Source organism: Streptomyces sp. NBC_01198 (assembly GCF_036010485.1).
Taxonomy (GTDB): domain Bacteria; phylum Actinomycetota; class Actinomycetes; order Streptomycetales; family Streptomycetaceae; genus Actinacidiphila.
This window is the reverse complement of sequence record NZ_CP108568.1, coordinates 7,744,643-7,765,021: the sequence shown is the minus strand read 5'-3', so window position 1 is coordinate 7,765,021 and position 20,379 is coordinate 7,744,643. Positions and strand designations below refer to the sequence as shown.

At 72.7% G+C, this 20,379-nt stretch carries 23 protein-coding genes; 9 read left to right on the top strand and 14 right to left on the bottom strand.

From position 1 onward, the window contains the following. Window positions 1–51 precede the first annotated feature (51 nt). Window positions 52–792: an SOS response-associated peptidase gene (locus OG702_RS34585; RefSeq protein ID WP_327292918.1), complete on the top strand. Its 741-nt coding sequence runs from the start codon at window positions 52–54 to the stop codon at window positions 790–792. A 39-nt stretch (window positions 793–831) separates the two neighbouring features. Here OG702_RS34585 and OG702_RS34580 read toward each other — a convergent pair whose 3' ends face one another. Then, window positions 832–1,665 (bottom strand): ribonuclease BN, encoded by an 834-nt coding sequence (locus tag OG702_RS34580; protein WP_327292917.1) that lies wholly within the window; start codon window positions 1,663–1,665, stop codon window positions 832–834. A gap of 94 nt (window positions 1,666–1,759) precedes the next feature. Here OG702_RS34580 and OG702_RS34575 point away from each other — a divergent pair, with 94 nt between their 5' ends. Beyond that, complete coding sequence (locus tag OG702_RS34575) at window positions 1,760–2,464, top strand: hypothetical protein (protein ID WP_327292916.1); 705 nt, start codon at window positions 1,760–1,762, stop codon at window positions 2,462–2,464. A gap of 10 nt (window positions 2,465–2,474) precedes the next feature. Here the strand turns inward: OG702_RS34575 and OG702_RS34570 are convergent, their stop codons facing one another. Then, window positions 2,475–5,600 carry a CHAT domain-containing protein gene (locus OG702_RS34570; protein ID WP_327292915.1) on the bottom strand — a complete coding sequence of 1,042 codons (3,126 nt, stop codon included), beginning with the start codon at window positions 5,598–5,600 and terminating at the stop codon, window positions 2,475–2,477. 199 nt (window positions 5,601–5,799) lie between these two features. On the opposite strand from OG702_RS34570, the gene OG702_RS34565 reads away from it, so the two are divergent. Next, a complete protein-coding gene (locus tag OG702_RS34565; protein ID WP_327292914.1) occupies window positions 5,800–6,093 on the top strand; it encodes a hypothetical protein in 294 nt (97 codons plus the stop codon). A 51-nt stretch (window positions 6,094–6,144) separates the two neighbouring features. On the opposite strand, the gene OG702_RS34560 is transcribed toward OG702_RS34565, so the two are convergent. Both OG702_RS34560 and OG702_RS34555 read right to left on the bottom strand, forming a co-directional pair. Then, window positions 6,145–6,675, bottom strand: coding sequence for a GNAT family N-acetyltransferase (locus OG702_RS34560; protein WP_327292913.1), 531 nt, complete (start codon window positions 6,673–6,675; stop codon window positions 6,145–6,147). Window positions 6,676–6,719: 44 nt separating this feature from the next. Further along, window positions 6,720–7,187, bottom strand: coding sequence for a nuclear transport factor 2 family protein (locus tag OG702_RS34555; RefSeq protein ID WP_327292912.1), 468 nt, complete (start codon window positions 7,185–7,187; stop codon window positions 6,720–6,722). 473 nt (window positions 7,188–7,660) lie between these two features. Here OG702_RS34555 and OG702_RS34550 point away from each other — a divergent pair, with 473 nt between their 5' ends. Continuing rightward, window positions 7,661–8,848 carry an MFS transporter gene (locus OG702_RS34550; protein ID WP_442814761.1) on the top strand — a complete coding sequence of 396 codons (1,188 nt, stop codon included), beginning with the start codon at window positions 7,661–7,663 and terminating at the stop codon, window positions 8,846–8,848. Window positions 8,849–8,943: 95 nt separating this feature from the next. Here OG702_RS34550 and OG702_RS34545 read toward each other — a convergent pair whose 3' ends face one another. The 3 genes from OG702_RS34545 to OG702_RS34535 all read right to left on the bottom strand — a co-directional run bounded on the left by OG702_RS34545 (window position 8,944) and on the right by OG702_RS34535 (window position 10,207). After that, window positions 8,944–9,327, bottom strand: coding sequence for an ArsR/SmtB family transcription factor (locus OG702_RS34545; RefSeq protein WP_327292910.1), 384 nt, complete (start codon window positions 9,325–9,327; stop codon window positions 8,944–8,946). Continuing rightward, the gene (locus OG702_RS34540) at window positions 9,324–9,782 is read right to left on the bottom strand and encodes an SRPBCC domain-containing protein (protein ID WP_327292909.1); all 459 of its coding nucleotides are present in this window, start codon (window positions 9,780–9,782) and stop codon (window positions 9,324–9,326) included. Before OG702_RS34540 ends, OG702_RS34545 begins: the two co-directional genes overlap by 4 nt. A gap of 68 nt (window positions 9,783–9,850) precedes the next feature. After that, window positions 9,851–10,207, bottom strand: a complete 357-nt coding sequence (locus tag OG702_RS34535) for a hypothetical protein (protein ID WP_327292908.1) — start codon at window positions 10,205–10,207, stop codon at window positions 9,851–9,853. A gap of 139 nt (window positions 10,208–10,346) precedes the next feature. On the opposite strand from OG702_RS34535, the gene OG702_RS34530 reads away from it, so the two are divergent. Continuing rightward, window positions 10,347–11,546 (top strand): MFS transporter, encoded by a 1,200-nt coding sequence (locus OG702_RS34530; protein ID WP_327292907.1) that lies wholly within the window; start codon window positions 10,347–10,349, stop codon window positions 11,544–11,546. Window positions 11,547–11,646: 100 nt separating this feature from the next. On the opposite strand, the gene OG702_RS34525 is transcribed toward OG702_RS34530, so the two are convergent. Together OG702_RS34525 and OG702_RS34520 are read right to left on the bottom strand one after the other, a co-directional pair. Beyond that, window positions 11,647–11,988 carry an STAS domain-containing protein gene (locus OG702_RS34525; RefSeq protein WP_327292906.1) on the bottom strand — a complete coding sequence of 114 codons (342 nt, stop codon included), beginning with the start codon at window positions 11,986–11,988 and terminating at the stop codon, window positions 11,647–11,649. A gap of 81 nt (window positions 11,989–12,069) precedes the next feature. Next, on the bottom strand, window positions 12,070–12,501 hold the full coding sequence (locus OG702_RS34520) for a DUF2267 domain-containing protein (RefSeq protein WP_327292905.1): 432 nt from the start codon (window positions 12,499–12,501) through the stop codon (window positions 12,070–12,072). A gap of 293 nt (window positions 12,502–12,794) precedes the next feature. On the opposite strand from OG702_RS34520, the gene OG702_RS34515 reads away from it, so the two are divergent. Next, window positions 12,795–13,973: a carboxylate-amine ligase gene (locus tag OG702_RS34515; protein WP_327292904.1), complete on the top strand. Its 1,179-nt coding sequence runs from the start codon at window positions 12,795–12,797 to the stop codon at window positions 13,971–13,973. Between the two features lie 109 nt (window positions 13,974–14,082). Next, the gene (locus OG702_RS34510) at window positions 14,083–14,652 is read left to right on the top strand and encodes a hemerythrin domain-containing protein (RefSeq protein WP_327292903.1); all 570 of its coding nucleotides are present in this window, start codon (window positions 14,083–14,085) and stop codon (window positions 14,650–14,652) included. A gap of 121 nt (window positions 14,653–14,773) precedes the next feature. Here OG702_RS34510 and OG702_RS34505 read toward each other — a convergent pair whose 3' ends face one another. Next, entirely contained in the window at window positions 14,774–15,373 is a 600-nt protein-coding gene (locus OG702_RS34505) for a hypothetical protein (RefSeq protein ID WP_327292902.1), read from the bottom strand. A 337-nt stretch (window positions 15,374–15,710) separates the two neighbouring features. Continuing rightward, window positions 15,711–16,109 (bottom strand): FAD-dependent oxidoreductase, encoded by a 399-nt coding sequence (locus OG702_RS34500; RefSeq protein ID WP_327292901.1) that lies wholly within the window; start codon window positions 16,107–16,109, stop codon window positions 15,711–15,713. A 334-nt stretch (window positions 16,110–16,443) separates the two neighbouring features. Between OG702_RS34500 and OG702_RS34495 the strand changes: the two genes are divergently transcribed. Further along, entirely contained in the window at window positions 16,444–16,821 is a 378-nt protein-coding gene (locus tag OG702_RS34495; protein ID WP_327292900.1) for a DUF2255 family protein, read from the top strand. 152 nt (window positions 16,822–16,973) lie between these two features. Continuing rightward, window positions 16,974–18,188: a GNAT family N-acetyltransferase gene (locus OG702_RS34490; protein WP_327292899.1), complete on the top strand. Its 1,215-nt coding sequence runs from the start codon at window positions 16,974–16,976 to the stop codon at window positions 18,186–18,188. Window positions 18,189–18,193: 5 nt separating this feature from the next. Here the strand turns inward: OG702_RS34490 and OG702_RS34485 are convergent, their stop codons facing one another. The 3 genes from OG702_RS34485 to OG702_RS34475 all read right to left on the bottom strand — a co-directional run bounded on the left by OG702_RS34485 (window position 18,194) and on the right by OG702_RS34475 (window position 20,182). Next, the gene (locus OG702_RS34485) at window positions 18,194–18,607 is read right to left on the bottom strand and encodes a hypothetical protein (RefSeq protein ID WP_327292898.1); all 414 of its coding nucleotides are present in this window, start codon (window positions 18,605–18,607) and stop codon (window positions 18,194–18,196) included. 82 nt (window positions 18,608–18,689) lie between these two features. Then, window positions 18,690–19,910 carry a glutathionylspermidine synthase family protein gene (locus tag OG702_RS34480; protein WP_327292897.1) on the bottom strand — a complete coding sequence of 407 codons (1,221 nt, stop codon included), beginning with the start codon at window positions 19,908–19,910 and terminating at the stop codon, window positions 18,690–18,692. A gap of 29 nt (window positions 19,911–19,939) precedes the next feature. Then, window positions 19,940–20,182 (bottom strand): hypothetical protein, encoded by a 243-nt coding sequence (locus OG702_RS34475; RefSeq protein ID WP_327292896.1) that lies wholly within the window; start codon window positions 20,180–20,182, stop codon window positions 19,940–19,942. Between the last annotated feature and the right edge of the window lie 197 nt (window positions 20,183–20,379).

Below are 20,379 nucleotides of genomic sequence, written 5' to 3'. Positions count from 1 at the left end.
GAACGGCCGGCGGCCACACCGCTCTGGGGCCCCGCGTGGCAGGGTGGAGGCATGTGCGGCCGATACGTCTCCACCCGAAGCCCCGCCGAGCTCACCGGGCTGTTCGATGTCACCCGCGAGCCGGAACCCGAGCAGCTGCTCGAGCCGAGCTGGAACGTCGCGCCGACCGACGGGGTGTGGGCCGTGCTGGAACGGGCCGACCGCGACACCGGCGAGGTGCTGCGGCAACTGCGGGCACTGCGGTGGGGTCTGGTGCCGTCCTGGGCGAAGAGCCTCGACATCGGCGCGAAGATGATCAACGCCAGGGTGGAGACGGTGCACGAGAAGCCCGCCTACCGGCGCGCGTTCGCCAAGCGACGGTGCCTGCTGCCCGCCGACGGCTTCTACGAGTGGCAGACCGAGCCCGCGACCGGCGACCGCAAGGCCCGCAAGCAGCCGTATTTCATCGCGCCCGAGGACGGCGGTGTGATGGCGCTGGCCGGGCTGTACGAGTTCTGGCGTGACCCCGAGGCCGCCGAGGACGATCCCGACGCCTGGTGGCTGACCTGCACGATCATCACGACCGACGCCACGGACGCGGCCGGCCGCGTCCACCCGCGGATGCCCCTGGCGGTGAACGCGGAGGACTACGACGCCTGGCTGGACCCCTCCCACCAGGACGCCGACGACCTGCGGGCCCTGCTGACCTCCCCCGCCGAGGGACGTCTGGACGCCCGCGCGGTGAACACCGCGGTCAACAACGTCCGCAACAACGGCCCCCACCTGCTGGACCCCGCCCCGGACAACGGCTGAGCTCCCGCCGCGGAGGGGCCGGCAGATGGGACGGCGGGGTCACCCGGACCCTTTCCGTGCGCGGGTGTACCGGGCGATCTCCTCGTCCAGCAGACGGCCGACCAGGGCGCCGCCGAAGACCACGACGCCGACCCCGACGAGCCAGGACTGCAGGACCAGGACCGTGCCGATCGGCCCGTAGGCGACGGCGTTGGACGCGATCAGCGGGGAGAAGACCAGCCGGGAGAAGACCCGCAGCCCCAGCAGCCCGAGCAGGGTGGCGACCGCGCCCGGCAGCAGCGCCCCCCAGCGGACCCGCCCGCCCAGCAGCACGTGCTGGGACCACCACAGGAACACCACGGCGCCCAGCGACGCACCGACCCCACCGCCCGGGGACCGGCGCGCCAGCGTGGTGGTGGCGGTGACGAAGAGGAAACCGGTCAGCACGGTGAGCCACACCGCGTGCCGCCACACCGCGTGCCAGCGGGCCGGGGCCAGGTCCCAGACCTTCTCGTAGCCGGTCTGCACCGCCCCGCCGAACGTCAGACCGAAGACGGCCAGAGCCGCGATGCCGAATCCGGTGGTGGATCGCAGCGCCTGGCTCGGCCGGCTGAACAACCGCTCGACCTGGGTTCTGGCGTCCCCGGAAACCCCCAGCCCCTCCCCCAGCCACTGGGCGAACCCCCGTCCGCGCTCGGGCTCGGCCGAGGCGACGATGATGAGCAGCGGCACCAGCGTGAGCAGTCCCAGCGCCGCGAAGCCCAGCGAACGCTGTCCCAGCTCCATGTCGCTGCCACGCCGCCATCCGCGCCCCACCGGCGAGTGCCCGACCGCCCGGCGCAGCCGTGCGATCCGGGAGGGGCGGCCGGGGGCACCGGAGGATTGCATCGCCATACAGGTGATCTACCACCGCCGACGACCCCTCCCGGGGAGGGCACGACGTCGAAGTCCGCCCAATCCCCGGACCGCCGTTCAGTACAGTGAGGTGATGGAACCGGCTGGTCTTGAGACGTTCGACGTTCCGTTACCCGCACTGACCTTCACCGAAGTGCCGCTCGCACCGCGGCCCGTACTGCACGGCGTGCCGGGGCACCATCTGGTCCACGGGCGCGTCTATCTCGGAAACATCCACGTCACCCCGCTCAACGCCGCGGGAGTGGAACGCTGGAGCAACGAGGAGATGGCCACGCACGCCCGGCATCTGTCCGGGCAGGCCCGCTTCTGCCTGCTGAGCACGGCAGTCAACTTCCACCACCACGATCACCACCCCGTGCTGCAGGCCTGCCTGAACATCCAGCTCCGGGAGGACCCGCCGGCCGGTGGCGGGACACCTGTGGTGTTCGACCTGTATCCACCTGTCATGACGACACCGGTGAAGTCGACGTCGTCGTCGAGACTGCGGACCGACTTCAAGTTCGCTGCGTACGAGCGCACCGACGGGACCGAGGCCGAGGCCGCGACACCGTACGTGGATGCCGAAGGCCAGGGGTGCAGTGACGCGCTGTGGAATTTCACCCGCCGGTCGAATCAGCCCCTCGCAGGCCACTGCCCGGTGCGGATGGTGATCCAGATTCCCCCGCACGGCTCGTACCGGGCCTTCCTCGGGCTCACGGCCAACGTGCTGAGCAACAGGATCACCAAACACGACGGAGAGATGCCGCCCGAATTCAGGTCGGTCGAGCTGCACGGGTGAGGAACGGCCGCTACAACCCGCCGATGAAGGTGAAGGCACCCCAGTCGCCGTACCCGGGGAATGCGGCCCTGGTCGTCTGCTGGGCGGACCGGTAGGCGTCCCGTTTCGACGTCCCCCGGCGCAACTCGGCGTAGAGCTGTCCGAAGAAGGTGTCGGCGACGTCGGGGGCGATGGGCCACAGGGCCCCGATCACCGTCGCCGCACCGGCCAGCATGAAGGCAGCGGGCAGGCCGCGCAGGCTGTCGTTGCGGTCGAAGCGCCCCATGGCCGACTCGCAGGCGCTCAGCGTCACCAGCGAGACGTGCCGCAGGTCGCACTGGACGATGTCGTGCGCGTAGAGCCGTCCGTCGTCGCCGTCGGAGCCGTCCAGGTACAGGCACTGGAACCAGGCGGCTTCCGCGTCGTGCGAGCCGTGCGCGGCGATGTGCAGATACGTGGCGTCCGACAGTTCTTCGAGGACCCCGCGCGGGGTCGCGCGGTCGCCGCCGAGCAGATGGGATTCGGGGTAGTTGCGCGCCAGCGCTCGCACGTGATCCTTGATGAGGGGCTGGGGTGCGAAGCCGAGCGCGGCGCCGCCCCGCTCCGGTCCGACGATGAGCAGCCGGGCCTGCCCCGCCGGTTCCACGGTGGCGGCGCGCTGGAACACCGCGTCCGAGGGGACCGTGGTGACGATCCAGTCGTCGGCGAGCGGCCTGCCGCCGTTCTCCAGCACGGCATAGGGGAGGTAGTGCAGCGGCCCGTGCGGCCAGATGCACAGGTGCCGGCAGCCCTTCTCGTACCAGTGGTCGAGGAAGTCCCGGTTCGGGCCTCCGAGCTCTCGGTACAGCGAGTTCAGGAGCCGTCGGGTCCGCTGGGTGGCCGGTCTGCCGAAGGCGTCCTCGCGGACCGCCTCGCGGACGGTGGCGACCGACCACGCGGACATGTGCAGCGTCTGGGACGAGCCGGATTCGGGGTCGTAGTAGGAGAACGCGGACCCCGGCTCGTCGAGGTCGGCTCTCCAACAGCCCCACTCCTCGCGGGTGATCCACATACCCACGGTGCGGGCCTCGGGGAAGGCAAGGTCCCCTGGCGGTGCCGCGTTCCGCTCGCCGAGGAAGAGCGAGATGAGGACCGTGTCCTCCGGAAGGCTCCGTTGCAGGAGGTGCGGGTGCTCGACGGCCTGCCAGGGAGTTCCCCGGCGGATCGCCGTTTCCTCGATGGACCGCGTGAGCGCGTGATCGACGGCCCGCCGCAGCCGGCTGGCCCGCGCCCGGGGCAGCACCCGGCCGGAGGTCTCATGGCCTCCGGCGTAGGCGAGGTCGGTGAACTCGGCCGGGAAACCCTCGCGAAGGGCTCCGGCCGTCGTGGAGTCGACCCCCGCCACATACGGCCCCTCGCGCCGCTCCAGCTCCCGCAACTCGCCGAGCATGCGGGCGGTCGGAGCAGGGATCGGGAAGGGGCCCGGGGTCATGGCGGCATACGAGAACTCGAGGCCCTTGAACAGATGGTGGTGAGCGAGACCGGGCCAGCTGTCGAATCCCCGCCACATCAGACGCTCGACCACGACACCCAGCGACCAGTACAGTCCCGCCCGGTTCTCGTCGAAGACCGCAGGCAGGATGGGCACGAGATCCGCGGCCAGCGCCGTTCCATGGATCGCGGCGGTGCCCGGCTCGTCCCCGCTGTAGTCGCGCACGCAGCGCAGGGCACGCAGGAGGAGGTCCGAGACGATCTCCGGCCAGCTCCAGCTCCGCGCCAGACGTGCGATCACCACCGCGGCGTCCGAGTAGATCCACAGCGCACCGAGGAGGTCTCCTGCCTCCTCCCGGCTCTTCCCGTAGTCCAGCGACACGTTCGCCTCGGCGTAGTCGACGCAGTCGAAGTGTTCCGCGGAGAAGGCGGGATCGAGGTCCCGGCTCCGGGACAGGATGCTCCTGGCGAGGTCGCAGGACTCGGTGTCCAGATGCACGGCGAGATGGACGAGAGTGGCTGCCCGCTCGCGCGGCGAGTGCTCCTCGCCGGAGACGATCCGCTCGGCCAGCACCTCCGCCTCCGGTGCCGACACCGACCCACTGCCCGGGCAGCTCGCGAAGTTCTCCGCGAACGCGTGGATGACGCGCTCGCACACCGCGATGCGGCGCGGCACGTTCCCGTTCTGCCCGGTCAGTTCGCCGACCCGCGCCCACAGCTCCGCCAGCAGTTGCCGCGGGAGGCCCGGTCCGGCCCAGGGCAGCAGCGAGGCAAGCAGGTCGTCCACGTCGTCCTCCGACCGCGGAGGACGTTCGAGAACACGCCGCACGAGCAGTTCGCGGACCGACGCGTCGCTGCGGTTCTCGCCGAACGCCAGGTGGAAGTAGAGCGAGCGGGCATACAGGCCGGGCGCCCTGTCCTCCTCCAGGTGCACGAGCGCCCGGGAGGCCAGGGCGCTCAGCAACCGGCCCCGATCCGCCGGCTTCCCGGACAGGACGGCCTGGACGTGATGGCAGGTGGCCAGATACGCGAGGCACAACCCTTTGACATGTCCCTTGCCGAGGCGTGCCCCGCGCTCGAAGGAGTCCATCGCCGCGGCAAGTGCCGACGAGGGAGCGGGCATGACCGCGCTCTGGCCCGCCAGGTACTGCGTGGGGTCGGTCAGCGCGGCCGTGTTCTCGTGGCTGAGCCACTGGTTGAGCGACGGCCATCCCCGTGCGCTGTTCTCGATGTAGGGCGTTGCCAGCAACTGACCCGCCGCGTTGAGGGTTTCTGCGAGTTCCTCCACTTCGCGCGGTCTGGCCGCGCGGGCCACCCGCGAGCGGCACCGGCCATCCAGGATCTCCCGTTGCCGCTCGACGACGGCGACCGCCTCGGCCAGCCGGCGGCCGTCCGGTCGTCGGCACAGGATCCTTCTGGTGAGCTCCACCAGGATGTCGGCCGCCTGCCACCACGGAGAGGCCAGCGAGGCGCCGGCATGCTCACGTGCTCCGGCCTCGGCGAGCTTGGCCATGGTCCAGGCCACGTCGTCGTTCCCGCGCCCCATCTCCATGTCGGCCACGGACCACAGCACAAGCCGCTGGTCGGCGTCCAACACCGCGCCGCCGGCGAGCCACTGCTGGACGGCCTCGTCCTCGGGGACGACACGCTGGGAGACGTCCACCGCCAGCACGAACAGGTCGCTCACCGGCGGACCGATCCGGACCGGCTCCGTCTCCCCGGCAGATCTCCGCGCCTGCTCCGGGACTTCCATGACGGACCCCCACCCGTGTCGCCGCCGACTCCTGTACCGGCAGCCGGGCACGACTCGCCCAGCGCAGCCTTACATGAATACGTTTGTCCCTCATTGACGGTTCCCGGGCGCCGCCGGCCCCTATCATGCACGTATGTTCGATTCCTTCCCTCCCCCGGCCCGCTCGCGCCACGAGGAGCTCCCCGCGGACTGGCCCTTCCGCCTGACCCGCGCCGAACCGCCCGGGGAGGGCGACCCGTGCTCCACCAGGCGGCGGGACGTGGTGGTGGCCACCCGTGACGGCGGTTGGGAGGAGGGCGTGGTGTGGGCGTGGAGCGGCCAGGGCCGTCCCCCAGTGCGGTGGCGGTGCCAGCTGGAAGTCGGCGGCCACATCAGCTGGTACGTGCACGACGAACTGCTGATCCACCCGGTCGAGCGGGGCCGCTGATGAGCCACCTCGCGGGTGGCGCTCCCGACGGGGCGCGGCCGCGGCCCCGGGCTACAGACCGATCCAGTAGCGGCGCTTGAGGCCCGCGTCGGTGGTGCGGACGTCCTCCAGGACGCCGCCGTTCCGTTCGATCGTGCGCGCCGACCCGGTGTTGCCGTCGTCGCAGGTGAGCAGGACCCGGTCGAGGCCGAGCGCACGGGCCTCGGGCAGCACCGCAGCGAGGGCCCAGGTGGCCAGGCCGCGCCCGCGGGCGGACGGGCGGACGCTGTAGCCGATGTGGCCGCCGAGGTCGAGCAGGTAGGCGTTCAGGTAGTGCCGCAGATCGATGGCTCCCAGATACCTGTCGCCTTCCACGATCCACCAGTGGGTCGCGTGAACGCGACCTTCCCCCACCGCCAGCGAGGTGTCCGACTGCCGCTTCAGCCGCTCGACCCAGATGGCGAAGACCTCGGGGCTGCCGAGGTCTCCGTCGGGCGCCAGGCGCAGACCCGTGCCGTCCTGGTGGGCACCCGGCGGCCACTCGGCCAGGGCGGCGAGCCACGAGGCGTGAAGTGCGCAGGCGGGGGTGATCAGTTGGGGCACGCGGGCGACGCTAGCAGCCCTCCCGCCGCCGGTTGCCGAGGGGTTCAGAAACCGAGGTCGGACAGACCCGGGTGGTCGTCTGGCCGGGTGCCGAGGGGCCAGTGGTAGGCGCGTTCCGACTCCTTGATCGGGAGGTCGTTGATCGAGGCGATGCGCCGCCGCATCAGTCCGTTCTCGTCGAACTCCCAGTTCTCGTTGCCGTAGCTACGGAACCAGTTGCCCTGCTCGTCGTGGCACTCGTACGCGAAGCGCACCGCGATGTGGTTGCCGTCGAAGGCCCACAGCTCCTTGATGAGGCGGTAGTCGAGCTCCTTGGCCCACTTGCGGGTGAGGAAATCGACGATCTCGTCGCGGCCGGTGACGAACTCACTCCGGTTGCGCCACTGGCTGTCGGGCGTGTAGGCCAGGGAGACCTTCGCGGGATCGCGGGAGTTCCAGCCGTTCTCGCCCTGGCGTACCTTCTCCACGGCGCTCTCGTGGGTGAAAGGGGGTACGGGAGGTCTCGCTGCCATGAGGACTCCAAGCGTCGACGGACTTCCTCCGGGACCGGCGCACCGGACGTACGAGGACGCCCTCCACGGCACCGGATCCCACCATACCCAGGAGTCACGTGGCGGGCGCGTCGACCGGAATCCGTGATTCCGGACAGGCCCCTGGCTGACAGGGGCTTTTCTCCGACCGCCGCCGGCGCTACTGTCGTCCCCGATCCGATCTTCGATCCACTCAACGTTATCTGCCGGCGCTGGAGCCGACGCGGACGCGGAGCCCTACTCCGCCCCTTCCGCGTCACCTGGACGACTCCTGACGGCGGGAGCGGCGCCCGCACGCGGCGTCGCGCTCCCGGACCGTCCCACCGCGCAGCGGAAGGTCCACCGTGACACCGCGACACCGCTTTCGTCGCATCGCACCACCTCTCGCCCCTACCCCCCGGGGGTATCACCGCAGCACGCCTGCGCAACCGGATGGCCCCTCCTACCGTTCGGCCCTGCGCACCCCAGGGGCAAGGGCCTTCTACCTGGCTGCGGCACCTGCCCGGGTCGGGATCGCCATGGCCGGCCTCGGAATCGTCTGGATGGTCCACGCCGAGACCGGGTCCTTCGGGGCCGCCGGCCTGGTCACCGCCTCCTTCGCCGTGGCGGAGACCCTGATGGGCCCGCAGACGGCGCGGCTCATGGACCGCCGGGGACAGTCGCGTGTCCTCGTCCCCCTGCTGTGCGCCCATGCCGTGGCCGTCGCCGCCCTGGTCGCCCTGGCCCTGGCGGGGGCGCGCACACTGCCGCTGATGGCCGCCGCCCTCGCTGCCGGCGCGACCATCCCGCAGATCGGAGCGCTCGCCGCCGCCCGCTGGTCGGCCTTGCTGCGCGGCAGGGCCGAACTCAGGGCGGCCTTCGCCCTCGAGACGATCGGCAACGACACCGCCTACCTCCTCGGTCCGGGCCTCGCGGTGCTGGCGGCAACCCGGCTGCACCCGGCCGCGGGTTCGGCCCTGGCCGGCGTGCTGGTCGTCGGCGCCGGGCTGGTCTTCGCGGCGCTGCGCGGTACGGCCCCGGCGCCTGCCGCCGCTCCGCGGGCGGACCGTACGGCCGCCCGCGGGCCGAGGACGCTGCTGACCCGGAACTTCGCCACGCTGCTGGCCGTCAATCTGGCGCTGGGCGTGTTCTTCGGCTCGATGCAGGTCTCGGTGAGCGCCTTCGCCGACGTCCACCACGCCCCCGCGGCTGCCGGCTTCCTGTACGGGCTGATGAGCGCGGCAAGCCTGCTGGGCGGCCTGGCGTACGGGCGGCGCCGCCCGCGCACCCCGCCCGCCGGCCAACTGCCGCTGATCCTGACCTTCCTGGCCTGCGCGTCGCTGCTGCCGCTGGCGGCCGGCGCCCCCTGGCAGCTCGGTCTCGCCCTCCTGCTTCCCGGTGCGGGCGTCGCTCCGCTCATCATCACCTCCTCGACGCTCGTCGAGTCGGTCATGGACCGGTCAGTGCTGACCCAGGCCTTCACCTGGGCGAACTCCGCGAGCGCGGCCGGTATCGCCCTCTCGGCCGCCGCGGTCGGCCGGCTCGTGGACGGCCCTGGCGGCCCACGAGCCGGCTTCGCCGTCCCCCTTCTCGCCCTGACCGCGACGGCGGCCCTGACCTGGTCGACCCGTCACGCCCTCACCGCGGCCGCCACGGCGTCCTGACCGCCGGCGCCGCAGCCCGTTCCGACCGGCTCCCGCCGGCCGGCCGGGCCGGCGAGGCCGGCCGTGACGGCCGCGGGTAGCCGCGCGGCGCCGCGTCAGCGAGCGGCTTCGCCGGGATCCGCCGACGTGGCGGCTGCGTCCCGCGTCTCGGCCTCGCGCTGGATCCGCTCCGCGATCCGGCGAATGCGCTGGAGCCGGGCGTCCCAGTCATGGCTGACCTGGCCCAGCTGCACCACGGCGACGCCGAGCTGCGCCTGGTCGACGTGGTAGAGCTTCTCCCGCCCCGCGACCGTCGGGTGCACCAGGCCGGCCCGTTCGAGAACCGCGAGGTGCTTGGCGATCGCCTGCCGAGTCACCGGCAGTTGCTCGCTCAGGCTGGTGGCGGTGCCGCGCCCGTCGGCGAGCAGCAGGTCGAGCATGCGCCGGCGGGTCGGGTCGCCGATCGTCGACCACAGCTCGTCGTCCATCGTCGCGCTCACGCGCCCGCACTGACCCGCTCGGCGTACGCCGGCAGCCGCGGCAGGAAATGGTCCCAGCCCTTGGTGTGGTCGGCATGCCACACGGCGGCCTGCCGCGCGTCGCCGGCCCGCTCGCGGAAGCCGGTCTCGGTGAAGCGCAGGCGGGTGCCGTTGCCGGACGGTTCCAGCTCGATGACCACGAGCAGGGAGTTGCCCGGCGACGCCGTCTCCCCCTCCCCGTGGGTCCACCTGAAGGAGAAGCGCCGGAAGGGCTCCACCTCGGCGACGGTGAACCGCTCCCGCTTGCCCTCGACGGGATCGCCGAAGCCGACCCACCCGGGATCGCCTGGGGTCGGCGTGAACTCCGCCTCGTCCGTCCACCACTGCGCGACGTGCTGCGGGCTGCTGACCACATCGAAGACCACCTCGGGCGGCGCCTCGATGTACAGCTCACGTTCGATCCTGTCGTAGTCCACGACGGCATTCCTTTCCGTACGTATGCGGTTCGCGGCCCGGTTCGCGCTCAGCAGGCCGGTGCCAGGCGCTATTTTCCGGTGCCCGCCGACTTGACCTCGACCAGGACCACGTTGACCTCGCCCGCCAGCAGCTCCCAGGCGTGATCGAAGGCGTCCTCCTGCCAGACGACCGCACCGGGGTTCAGATCCACGATCTGCGCCGTCCCGTCCGGCCAGGTCACCTTCTGCCGCCCGGAGCCGAGATTGACCACGACCATCGGCGCGTGCGAGTGCATCGCACTCTCCCAGCCGTGCGAGGCGCGCGCCTGGATCACCCGGACGTGTTCGTTCTCGAACAGGATCTGGTGCGCGTCAGGATCCACGACCGTCGCGTGCTGGGGCTGCCGGTCCGAGGACGGGGGTGGTGCGGAAAGGGAGGTGTCCACGATTGCGCTTCTCCTCGCGCTTGGTGCAACCATCGGTTGCCTAAAGGTATCCCGAGCCCCGGGGATGCGCAACCAATCATTGCACTCGGCGGCGCTCCGCCCGCCGAGCCGCCACAAGCGGATCATCTAGGGTGATCACATGGCCACTACCAGTGCGCGCCGGCGCCCGGTCCGGTCGTGGTACGTCCTGGCTGCGGTGGTGTTTGCCGTGGTCATGGCCGGGACCACACTTCCGACCCCGCTGTACGGGCTCTACCGGCAGGAGATCGGATTCTCCGAATTCCTCGTGACGGTGGTCTTCGCCGTCTACGCGGGCGGTGTCATCGCCGCGCTGCTCCTCGCGGGCAACTTCTCCGACGTCGTGGGCCGGCGCCCGGTGCTGCTGGTCGGGGTGGTCCTGTCGATGCTCAGCGCGGTGTGCTTCGTGTTCGAGGGCGGACTGGGGTGGCTGTTCGTCGGGCGCCTGCTCTCGGGATTCGCCGCGGGACTCTTCAGCGGCGCCGCGACCGCCGCCATCACCGAACTGGCCCCTGCGGGGCAGCACGGACGGGCGGCGCTGACCGCGACCGCCGCCAACATGGGCGGTCTGGGATGCGGGCCACTCATCGCCGGGCTGCTTGCGCAGTACGAACCGCACCCGCTGCGGTTGCCCTTCCTGGTCCACCTGGCACTGCTCGTCCTGTGCGGCGGCGTCCTCCGGGCGATACCGGAGACGGTGGACGTCCGCCGCCCGAGGCCGCCGCTGCGCCCCCAGGGCATGGTCGTACCCGCGCAGGTCCGCGGTGTCTTCTTCCCCGCCGCTCTGGCCGCCTTCGCCGGCTTCTCGGTGCTCGGCCTGTTCACCGCGGTCTCCCCGGCCTTCGTCGCCAGGTATCTGAACGTGCACAACCTCGCCGTGTCCGGCGTGATCGTCCTGACGGTCTTCCTCTCCTCGATGGCAGGGCAGGTGCTGATGGGCCGCACCGGACCGGTACGCGCCCTGCCGCTGGGCTCCGCGGTCCTGACGGTGGGGCTGTTCCTCATCGGTGCCGCGCTGCTCGCGAAGCTGCTGGCCGTGCTCATCGTCGGGGCGGTGGTCACCGGCCTCGGCCAGGGTCTGGCGTTCCGGGCGTCGGTGACGAACGTGAGCCGGGTCGCCCCCGAGGAACAGCGCGGCGCCACCCTCTCCGCGCTGTTCGTCGCGGCCTACGTCGGCATCTCCCTACCGGTGGTCGGCATCGGCGCGGTGGCCGTCGCGGTGGGCCTGCGCACCGCCGGCGTGATCTTCGTGGCCTGCGTGATCGTCCTGTCGACCGCGGTCGCCGCACACCTGCTGCGGCACCCGATGCCGGCCGCCTGACATCGCGGGTCGCCGTGGCCGGCCCGCCGGGGGTCACGAGCAGGGTGCGGACCAGGGCGCGGCGGCGCGCGCGGGTCGGCCGGTGGCGCGGTGCCGTCCGTCACGGCCTGGTCAGCGGGGCGGTCCTGGCGGCTTCGAGCGTGGGATACACCTGGAGAACGCGGTCGAATCCGACCAGCTCGATCAGCCGCCGCACCGCCGGCTGCGGCCTGGCGACGCGCAACTCGGTGACACGCTGCACTTCGAGCAGCACCCGCAGCAGGCTGGAGTCACCGAAGGTGACCTCCGCGGCGTCGATGATCAGGCAGGGTGAGCCGGCTGCGGCGGCGCGCAGTTGCCGGGCCAGCGGTTCGAGGTTCTCGATGTCGAGATCCCCTTGCGGGGCGACGACCGGGATCCCGGACGGGAGGCCGTCGACGGCGCTGTGGCGTTCCATCGTCATGGCCCGCGTCTTTCCCCTGCCGCGGCGCTCATGCACCGCGGCAGGAATCCTGCGGGGCGTCCAGGACGGCCTGACGCGGGGTCAGGCGGCCCTGATGAGTTCGGCCCGGCCGAAGAGCAGCGCGTAGCCCGCGGGCAGACCGGCCAGGAGGCGGTCGAGCGTGTCGGGGCCCGCGAGGCCGGCGACGGCGGCGAGCACGCTGCCGGTGTTCCAGCGGGCGACCGCCGGGCCTGCGCCGGTGCGCTCCGCGAGATCCATGACGAACTCCCGGCCGTTCAGCCTGGCACCGCCGGGCTCCTGACGGGTCAGCACATCGGCGGCCGCCGGGGGAAGGCAGGCTGCCAGCTCCGTACGCTCGCTCGCGGTCAGCATCCGTCCCAGCGCGGCGAGCACGTCGCGGACGACGACCTCGGCGCTCTCGCGGGAGGGGTAGGCGCCGTCGTAGCGGACTCTCTCCAGGAACTGGCCGAACGTCATCTCGCGCGCGGACCCGGTCAGTGCGCTCTGGTGCATGTGGCGCTGCCTCTCTGTCAGGCGTGATTCGTGGAGCCAGGGCCATGTCCCTGGGAGCCCGCGGCGCTGCGGGACGCGGTCAGGACGCGGAGCGATCGGGCCGGGCAGGAGCTCCCGGCCGGCCTCCGCCTGAGGTCGCACTGAGCCGTCTTCCCCGGCTGTCGCGGGTCATGCCCCCGCGCCCGCGGTTTTCCAGAGGCGTACGGCCGGACGGTCCTGACCCCGGGCGCGGGCGGAGCGGTGCCGCCGGAAGGCCGGCCGCTGCGCTGGGGTATCCGGGGTAGCCGCCCGCTATGACAACAGGCGTGACGCTCGGGGTGGAAGAAGAGTTCCTGCTGCTTGACCGCCGGACCGGGCTGCCCGTGCCCCGCGTCCGCCAGGTGCAGGAAGCGGCGGAGCACGAGCGGGGCGTGCGGCGCGAAGAGGTCGACAGCGAACTGCTGCAGGCCATGGTGGAGGTCGCCACGCCGGTGTGCTCCGAACTGGACGAGGTCGCCGCACATCTCGTCAGGTTCCGCCAGGCGGTGGCCCGCGCGGCAGGCGACGCGCACTGCCGGCTCGCCTCGACCGGCGGTGCGCCGACCGCAGGCCGGGCGGCGGTGCCGGTGACCGGTGAGCGCCGTTACCAGGAGATGCGGGTGGACGCGGCGCGGCTGGTCGACGAGCAGCTGATCTGCGGCATGCACATCCACGTGGCGGTGCCCGACCGCCACGCCGGTGCCGCCGCGCTCGGCCGGCTGCGGCCCTGGCTGCCGGTGCTGGTGGCGCTGGGGGCCAACTCGCCCTTCTGGGAGGGGCGCGACACCGGGTTCGCCAGCTGGCGCACGGTGGTCTTCGGCCGCTGGCCGGTGAGCGGCGCGCCGCCGTTCTTCTCCGGCGCCTCGCACTACGAGGAGCGGGTGGCCGCGCTGCTCGGCACCGGCGTGGTCGCCGACCGCCACCAGCTCTACTGGCACGCCCGGCTGTCCGACGACTACCCGACGCTGGAGGTCCGCGCGCCCGACGTGCAGCTGGACGTCGGCAGCGCGGTCACCCTCGCCGGAATCGCCCGCGGTCTCGTGGTGACCGCGCTGCGCGAGGGCCGCCGGGGCGCCCGCCCGCTGGACCCGCCGGCCAGCGTGCTGCAGGCCGCGGGGTGGCACGCGGCGCGCCGCGGGCTGAGCGCCGACCTGGTCGACCCGCGCACCGAGACCCCCTCCCCGGCCGCCGACGTGGTCGGCGCCCTGGTGGAGCGGATCACACCGGCGCTGAAGGAACTCGGCGACGTCGACCGGGTGACGGCGGGCGCCCAGCGGCTGATCACCGAGGGGACGGGGGCGGCGCGGCAGCGTGCCGCGTTCGCCGCGGGCGGCACGAAGGCACTGCTCGACCTGATCGCGCCCGAGCCGCAGGAGTCGCGGGACTCGCGGGAGCAGGCGCCGGGAGTCCCGGACCAGCGCCCGGAAGCCGATCGCGAGGCCCGCGTCCAGTGATCGCAGGCCGCCAGGCGGCGACGTCCGGAACCTCGCGACGTTTGTGCCCGGCGGCTGCGGACAGCCGAACGAGCGACGAATCCGCCAACAGCTGTCGAAGGAGCCGGTCATGAGTGCTTCCACTGGATCGATCACAGCGGCGCAGCTGCCCGATGGCGACGTCGTGGCGCTGCTGCTCGAGCAACACACCCGTATACGGAGCCTGTTCGGCCGCGTCTCGGCCGCGCAGGGCGAGGAGCGCAAGCACGCTTTCGACGACCTGCGCGCGCTGCTGGCCGTCCACGAGGCGGCCGAGGAGCTGGTCATCCGTCCGGTGGCCAAGAAGGCCGCGGGCCAGGAGGAGGCCGACGCCCGCAACGCCGAGGAGAAGGAGGCGGGCAAGGTCCTGAAGAAGCTCGAAGGCATGGACCTGTCCAGCTCCGAGTTCGAGACGACCCTCGCCGGGTTCGAGCAGGCCGTCAACGACCACGCCGACCACGAGGAGCGGGAGGAGTTCCCCGCGCTGGTGGCCGGATGCACCGTCGAGCAGCGGCAGACCATGGGGGCGCGGCTGCGCCGCGCCGAGCACCTCGCGCCGACGCACCCGCACCCGGGGGTGGCCGGCAACCCCACGGCGATGAAGCTGACCGGCCCGTTCACCGCGATGATGGACAAGGCCAGGGACGCCATCGGCCGCTGACGCCGCTCCGCCGCCGCGGGCCCGACCGGATTCCGGTCGGGCCCGCGGCGCGTTCCGCCGGCGGCCGTAGCGGCCCGTGGCGCCTGACGCCCGGCTCCCGACGCTCGGCTGCGGCGGAGGTTCACGCCCGGCGGCGGCTCGCGCGTGCCATGATGCGCGGCGCCAGCAGCGCCTCGGGACGGCGGTTCAGCGACAGCACGGCGAAGAATGCCTCGGCCACCACCGGATCGGTGTTGGCGACGGCCAGCACCCGGGCCAGGTAGTCCTGTTGCACACGTCCCAGCCGGCCGCGCGGCGGCGCGTCGGTACTCGGACAGCGGCAGTCCTCCCCGGTGGCGATCGCCCATGCCGCCCGCGGGCACTTGGCCACAGCCCGCTGCAACTCCCGTGCGCGGGCGGCGATCTCCGCCGGTGCGCGCAGCGAGATGCGGTCGGCGATCACCTGGGCCTGCAGCGCCGCGACCGTCATCCCGTGCCCGTAGACCGGGTTGAACCTGCACAGCGCGTCGCCGACGACGAGCAGCCCGCGCGGCCACCGCCGCGCGCGCTCGAAATGCGTCCACTCGTTCGCCGTGGCCCGGAAGGCCACCGCGTCCGACAGTGGCTCCGCCCGCGCGAGCGCGTCCGACAGCTCCCCGGAACGCAGCGACGAGGCGAAGGCCAGCCGTCCTCCTCGACCGGCGGCTGGTGGTCGCCCTGCCCGATGAGGGTGACCAGCCACCGTCCACCGTCGATCGGCACGATCACCCCGCCGCGCGGCACCTCGGGATTCCCCTGCAGATACATCGCCTTCCAGCCGCCCTCGGCGGCGGGGCGCCGGTAGTAGCGGGAGGAGTAGCCGAGCCGGGCGTCGATCCGCTCGGCGGCCGGCGTGGGGTAGCCGAGTCGCAGCAGCCACTCCGCGGCGCGGGAGCTGCGACCCGCGGCGACGACCACCAGCCCGGCGCGCATCGCGAACTCCCCTCCCGCAGAGCCCCGTCGGCGCACCAGCACACCGCCCACCGTCCCGTCGCCGTGTCCCGGCACCAGCCCCGTCACCTCGTGCCGGGCCAGCGCGGTCACGCCCGGCCCGCCGGCGATCCGGCGCCGGAGGGTGGATTCCAGCAGCTCGCGCGAGACCGACAGGTAGTGCGTTCCCGGCACGCCGCCGAACCACCGGGCAGGGGAGAGCAAGCGCATCCGCGAGGCGCGTCGATGAGGGCGCCCCCGGCGGCTTCCGGGTCGGCGACCACGCCGGGCAGCAGGTCGTCCAGTGCCGCCACGCCGCGTGACCACAGGATGTGCACGTGCCTCGACTGCGGTGCGCCGGGGCGGAATTCGGGTGCCCCGGCGGAGAGGGCGTCCCTCTCGATCACCGTGACCCGCTCGAACCGCCTGGCCAGCACGTGGGCGGCGAGCAGGCCGGACAACCCGCCTCCCACCACCACGGCACCGCTCGTCTCCTCGGCCGCCGGCACGCGCCCTCCTCCGGTGACGTCGCTCCGTATTGTCCCGCGCACCGCGAGTGGCCGGCAGGGCGCGTGAGGCGGCGCCTTTCACCGGGCCCACGCGCCAGCGCGCGCCTCGCGGCGTGGCCGGGCCGCCGGATCAGACGACCGGGTGCCCCGTGGGTCGCCCGTTCGGCCCTGGAGGAGATGCGTGACGGCCGGAACCGGGCACCGATCTGCTGACCGGCGGCCCGGCCCGCCGCAGGGCCGTCCCGCCCGAGGACCACGGGGACGCGCTGTGACCGACCGGCCCGGCCGCGGCTACGCCGGGGCGCCCGCCCCCACCAGCGAAAGGAATCACACCGTGACGGCATGGACCGATGACGAACTCTCCCGGATCGAGGGCGCCGACGAGCTGGAGATCTCGCCCCTCGACGGCAACGGCAAACCGGGCAAGGCGACGACCATCTGGGTGGTGCGCGACGGCGATGACCTCTATGTCCGCGCCTACCGCGGCCGCGGCGGTGTCTGGTTCCGCGCCGCCACAGCGCACCACGAGGGCCGGATCAGCTCCGGCGGTGTGACGAAGCACGTCAGCCTCTCAGAAGCTGACGACCCGGCCCTCGGTGAGCGGCTGGACGCGGCCTACCGCTCCAAGTACGGGCACTACAGCGCCGCTTACCTCGACCCGATGGTCGCGGAGAACGCCCGCGACGCCACCCTCAGGCTGCTGCCCCGCTGACCCGGGACACCGGGACTTCCCCGGAACCCAGGCCGGGAAACGCGACGGGGCCGGGTGCCAGACTGGCCGGGTGAACGAACTCGCCGACGTCCGCGGGTCGCGGGCGCCGGCGGGGGTCCCGTGTCCGCCTCCCGCTCCCTTCGAGGTACGCCATGCGCATCCGCCCTGCTGAGGAAGCCGACCGCGACCGCTTCGTCGCCGCGATCCTCACCGCGTTCGGCACCGCCCCTGAGGACCCCGTACCGGACACCGGCCACTGGTGGTCCGCCTTCGAGATGGACCGCGGCCTGGTCGCCGAGGCGGACGGCGCCGTGGTGGGCACCGCCGCGGCCTACAGCTTCGAGCTGACCCTTCCCGGCGGCGCCGCTGTCCCGGTCGCCGGGATCACCTCCGTCGGGGTCCTGCCCTCCCACCGCAGGCAGGGGATCCTCACCGCGATGATGCGCCGCCAGCTCACCGGGCTGCGCGAGTCGGGCGAGGCGATGGCGGTGCTGCTGGCGTCGGAGGCCGTCATCTACCGGCGCTTCGGCTACGGCCCCGCCACCTTCACCCAGCAGCTGACCGTGCAGCGGCATCGCGCCGCAATACCCGGCGGACCCTCCGCGGGAGCCGTCGGGGTACGGACCCGGGCGGAATGCGGGGAGCTGCTCCCCCGGCTCTACGACGACTACCGGCGCACCCAGCCCGGCGCGATCTCCCGCCCGCCCTTGTGGTGGGCGCGGGGAGCGGGACGCCCGCCGGTCGCCCACACCCCGCGGCTGATCGCGGTGCACCACGGACCGGGCGGCCGGCCGGACGGCTACGCCAGCTACCAGGTGGGCACGCCGGACCCGCGGACCCGGGCCAGGGTGCTCACCGTGGACGAAATGATCGCGTCCGACCCGGCCGCCGCCGGGGCGCTCTTCAGGTTCTGCGTCGAGCACGACCTGGTCACCGAGGCGGTCTTCACCACCCTGCCACCGGACACCTGGCTGCGGTGGCTGCTGGCCGACTGCCGGGCGGCCGCGGTGACCAGGGACCAGGACTGGCTGTGGGTGCGCCTGCTCGACATCCCCCGGTCGCTCACCGCCCGCGGGTATCCGGTGGACGGCGAGCTGATCATCGAGGTCGGCGACGCGCTCTTCGCGGACAGCTCCGGCCGCTACGCGCTGTCCGTCAGCGGCGGGGAGGCGACGTGCGTCCGCACCGACCGTGAGCCCGACCTCGTCCTGGACGTCGGCGATCTCGGCTCGCTCTACCTCGGCGGCTTGACCGCCACCGCGCTGGCCCACGCCGGACGCGTCCGGCCGGTGGCCGGGGACGCGCTGGAACGGGCGGACAGCCTCTTCCGCTCCCCCGTGACCCCGCACACCGTGCACTGGTTCTGAGGACGTCAGACCGGCTGTTCGGACTCGCGGGCCCGGCGGCGCGAGCCGGTGCGGTGGTCGGCGTAGGCGACCACGGCCACCACCACGGGGCCGGCGACGGCGAGGATGGCGATCCGCAGCCACTTCGCCGGTATGAGCGCCACCGGCAGGAACAGCAGCATGCCCACGACGAGGACCGCGCGCCCCAGCAGGTAGCGGGGCAGCAGGCCTTCCCGGCGTTCGGCCGGCTGCCGGTGGCGGGCGTCGGTCCACACCTGGTGGGCCGGGCGCTCGGCGCCGGCGCGGCGGTTGGCGGCGTAGGCGAGCAGGAACCGCACCAGCAGGTAGAACGCCACGATGGCCGCGGCCCAGAGCCATCCGGTCACGCCGTGCGGCGCGCCCCTGCTGCCTGCCAACTCCGTCGCACCCATGGCTTCCATCACGCGTTCCCCCTCCCCGGGGGCGCCTGCCCGCCCGCCGCCCGCTCATGCCGGGGCGGACGGCGCTGTCCCGGGCGAGGGGTCACACGACGATGTGCGGGATGAAGCGCGCGTACTCGTCCGTGATCAGGCCCGCCGACTCCCGGATGCCGAGCCCTGCCGCTTCGTCGCCGACCACCCAGGCGCCCAGCACCACCCGGTTGCCGTCGACATCGGGCAGCGGGCACAACTCCTGGTAGCAGTAGGCCTCCTCGCCGTCGGCCTGGCTGTCCGGTACGGGCTCACCCGGCCGGTGAACGGTGATCCCAGCGCCCTCGCGGCCCAGCAGGGGCTTGGCCACGTAGCCGGTCGTGGCGGCGAGTTCGCGCGGCCCGTCCAGGTAGGCGGGCAGCAGGTGGGGATGGCCGGGGTTGCGTTCCCACAGGATCGCCAGCAGTGCCTTGTTGGACAGGAGCATCTTCCAGGCGGGTTCGATCCAGCAGGTCGTCCCGCTACCGCCACCGTTGTCGAGGGTGTCGAGGACGTGCGGGCCGAACCGGTCGGTGGCCAGCCATTCCCACGGGTAGAGCTTGAAACACGTGCGGATGAAGCCCAGTTGCAGGTCGACGAACCGGCCGGAGAGCCGGTCCCAGCCGATGTCCTCGACGGACAGTGCGACGGTGGACAGCCCAGCCTGCTCCGCGGTCTCGCGCAGATAGGCGACGGTCATCAGGTCCTCGCCCAGCTCGTCGGCCTGCGTGTGGGCGAAGTGCACGGGTCCAGGCTGCAGGAGGGGCCGCTGCTTCCGCCAGGCCTCCACGAGCCGTTCGTGCAGCGAATTCCACTGGTCGGCGCCGGGGAAGCGGTCCTCCATCCAGAACCACTGGGCGCTGGCGGCCTCGACCAGAGAGGTCGGGGTGTCGGCGTTGTACTCAAGCAGCTTGGCCGTGCCGCCGTCCGTGCCGGACTCCGGCTCCGTGCCGCTGCCGTATCTGAGGTCGAACCGGCCGTACAGCGACGGCACTTCGTCCCGGCGCCGCCAGGAGTCGGCGACGAGTCCGGCGAGCTTGCGGTCGGTGATGCCGAAGTCGGCGAAGCGGTCCTCGGCCACGATATGCGCCGCGGCGTCCAGGCAGAGCCGGTGCAGCTCCTCCACGACGGCTTCCAGAGCCTCGACTTCGGCGAGGGTGAAGGAGTAGTACGCGCTCTCGTCCCAGTACGGGCGCAGGGTGTCGTCCGGATGCCGGGTGAGGGGATAGACGACCCCCTGCTCCTCGACGATCCGCTGCCAGTCGTGCCGGGGTGCGATGGTGTGTCGGCGCATCGGCGGCTCCCCCCTCTTCCGGTCCCCGCTCAGCTGCTGCCGGAGTCGTGCCCGCCCAGGCCGCCCCGGCCGACCGCGGCCTTGTCGAAGCTTCCGCCGGACGCCTTTCCGTCATGGACGGATCCGCCGTAGTAGTAACGGCCTGGGCCGCCGTCGTGGCAGTCCTTGTCGTTGAGCTTCTTGTACGTGCCCGGATCCACGCACCGCTTGTCCGGGTCCGAGGAACACGAGACCAGGGCTGCCGCCAGCAGCCCCACGCTCCCCAGGACCACTGTCGCCGACCGGAGACTCCGCTGATTCGATGACACCTGACCCCCCTGCTTGGCTGTTCGCCTGTACCGGCGGACGAGCCTAGACGCCGTGTCCGCACGTCGCGTACCCGGGGCCGGTACCCCCACGCACCTCGGCGCCCTGCGGGCCGGGATCAGCCGGCACCCGGCACCCGGCACCCGCACCCCGGCCCGGCCGC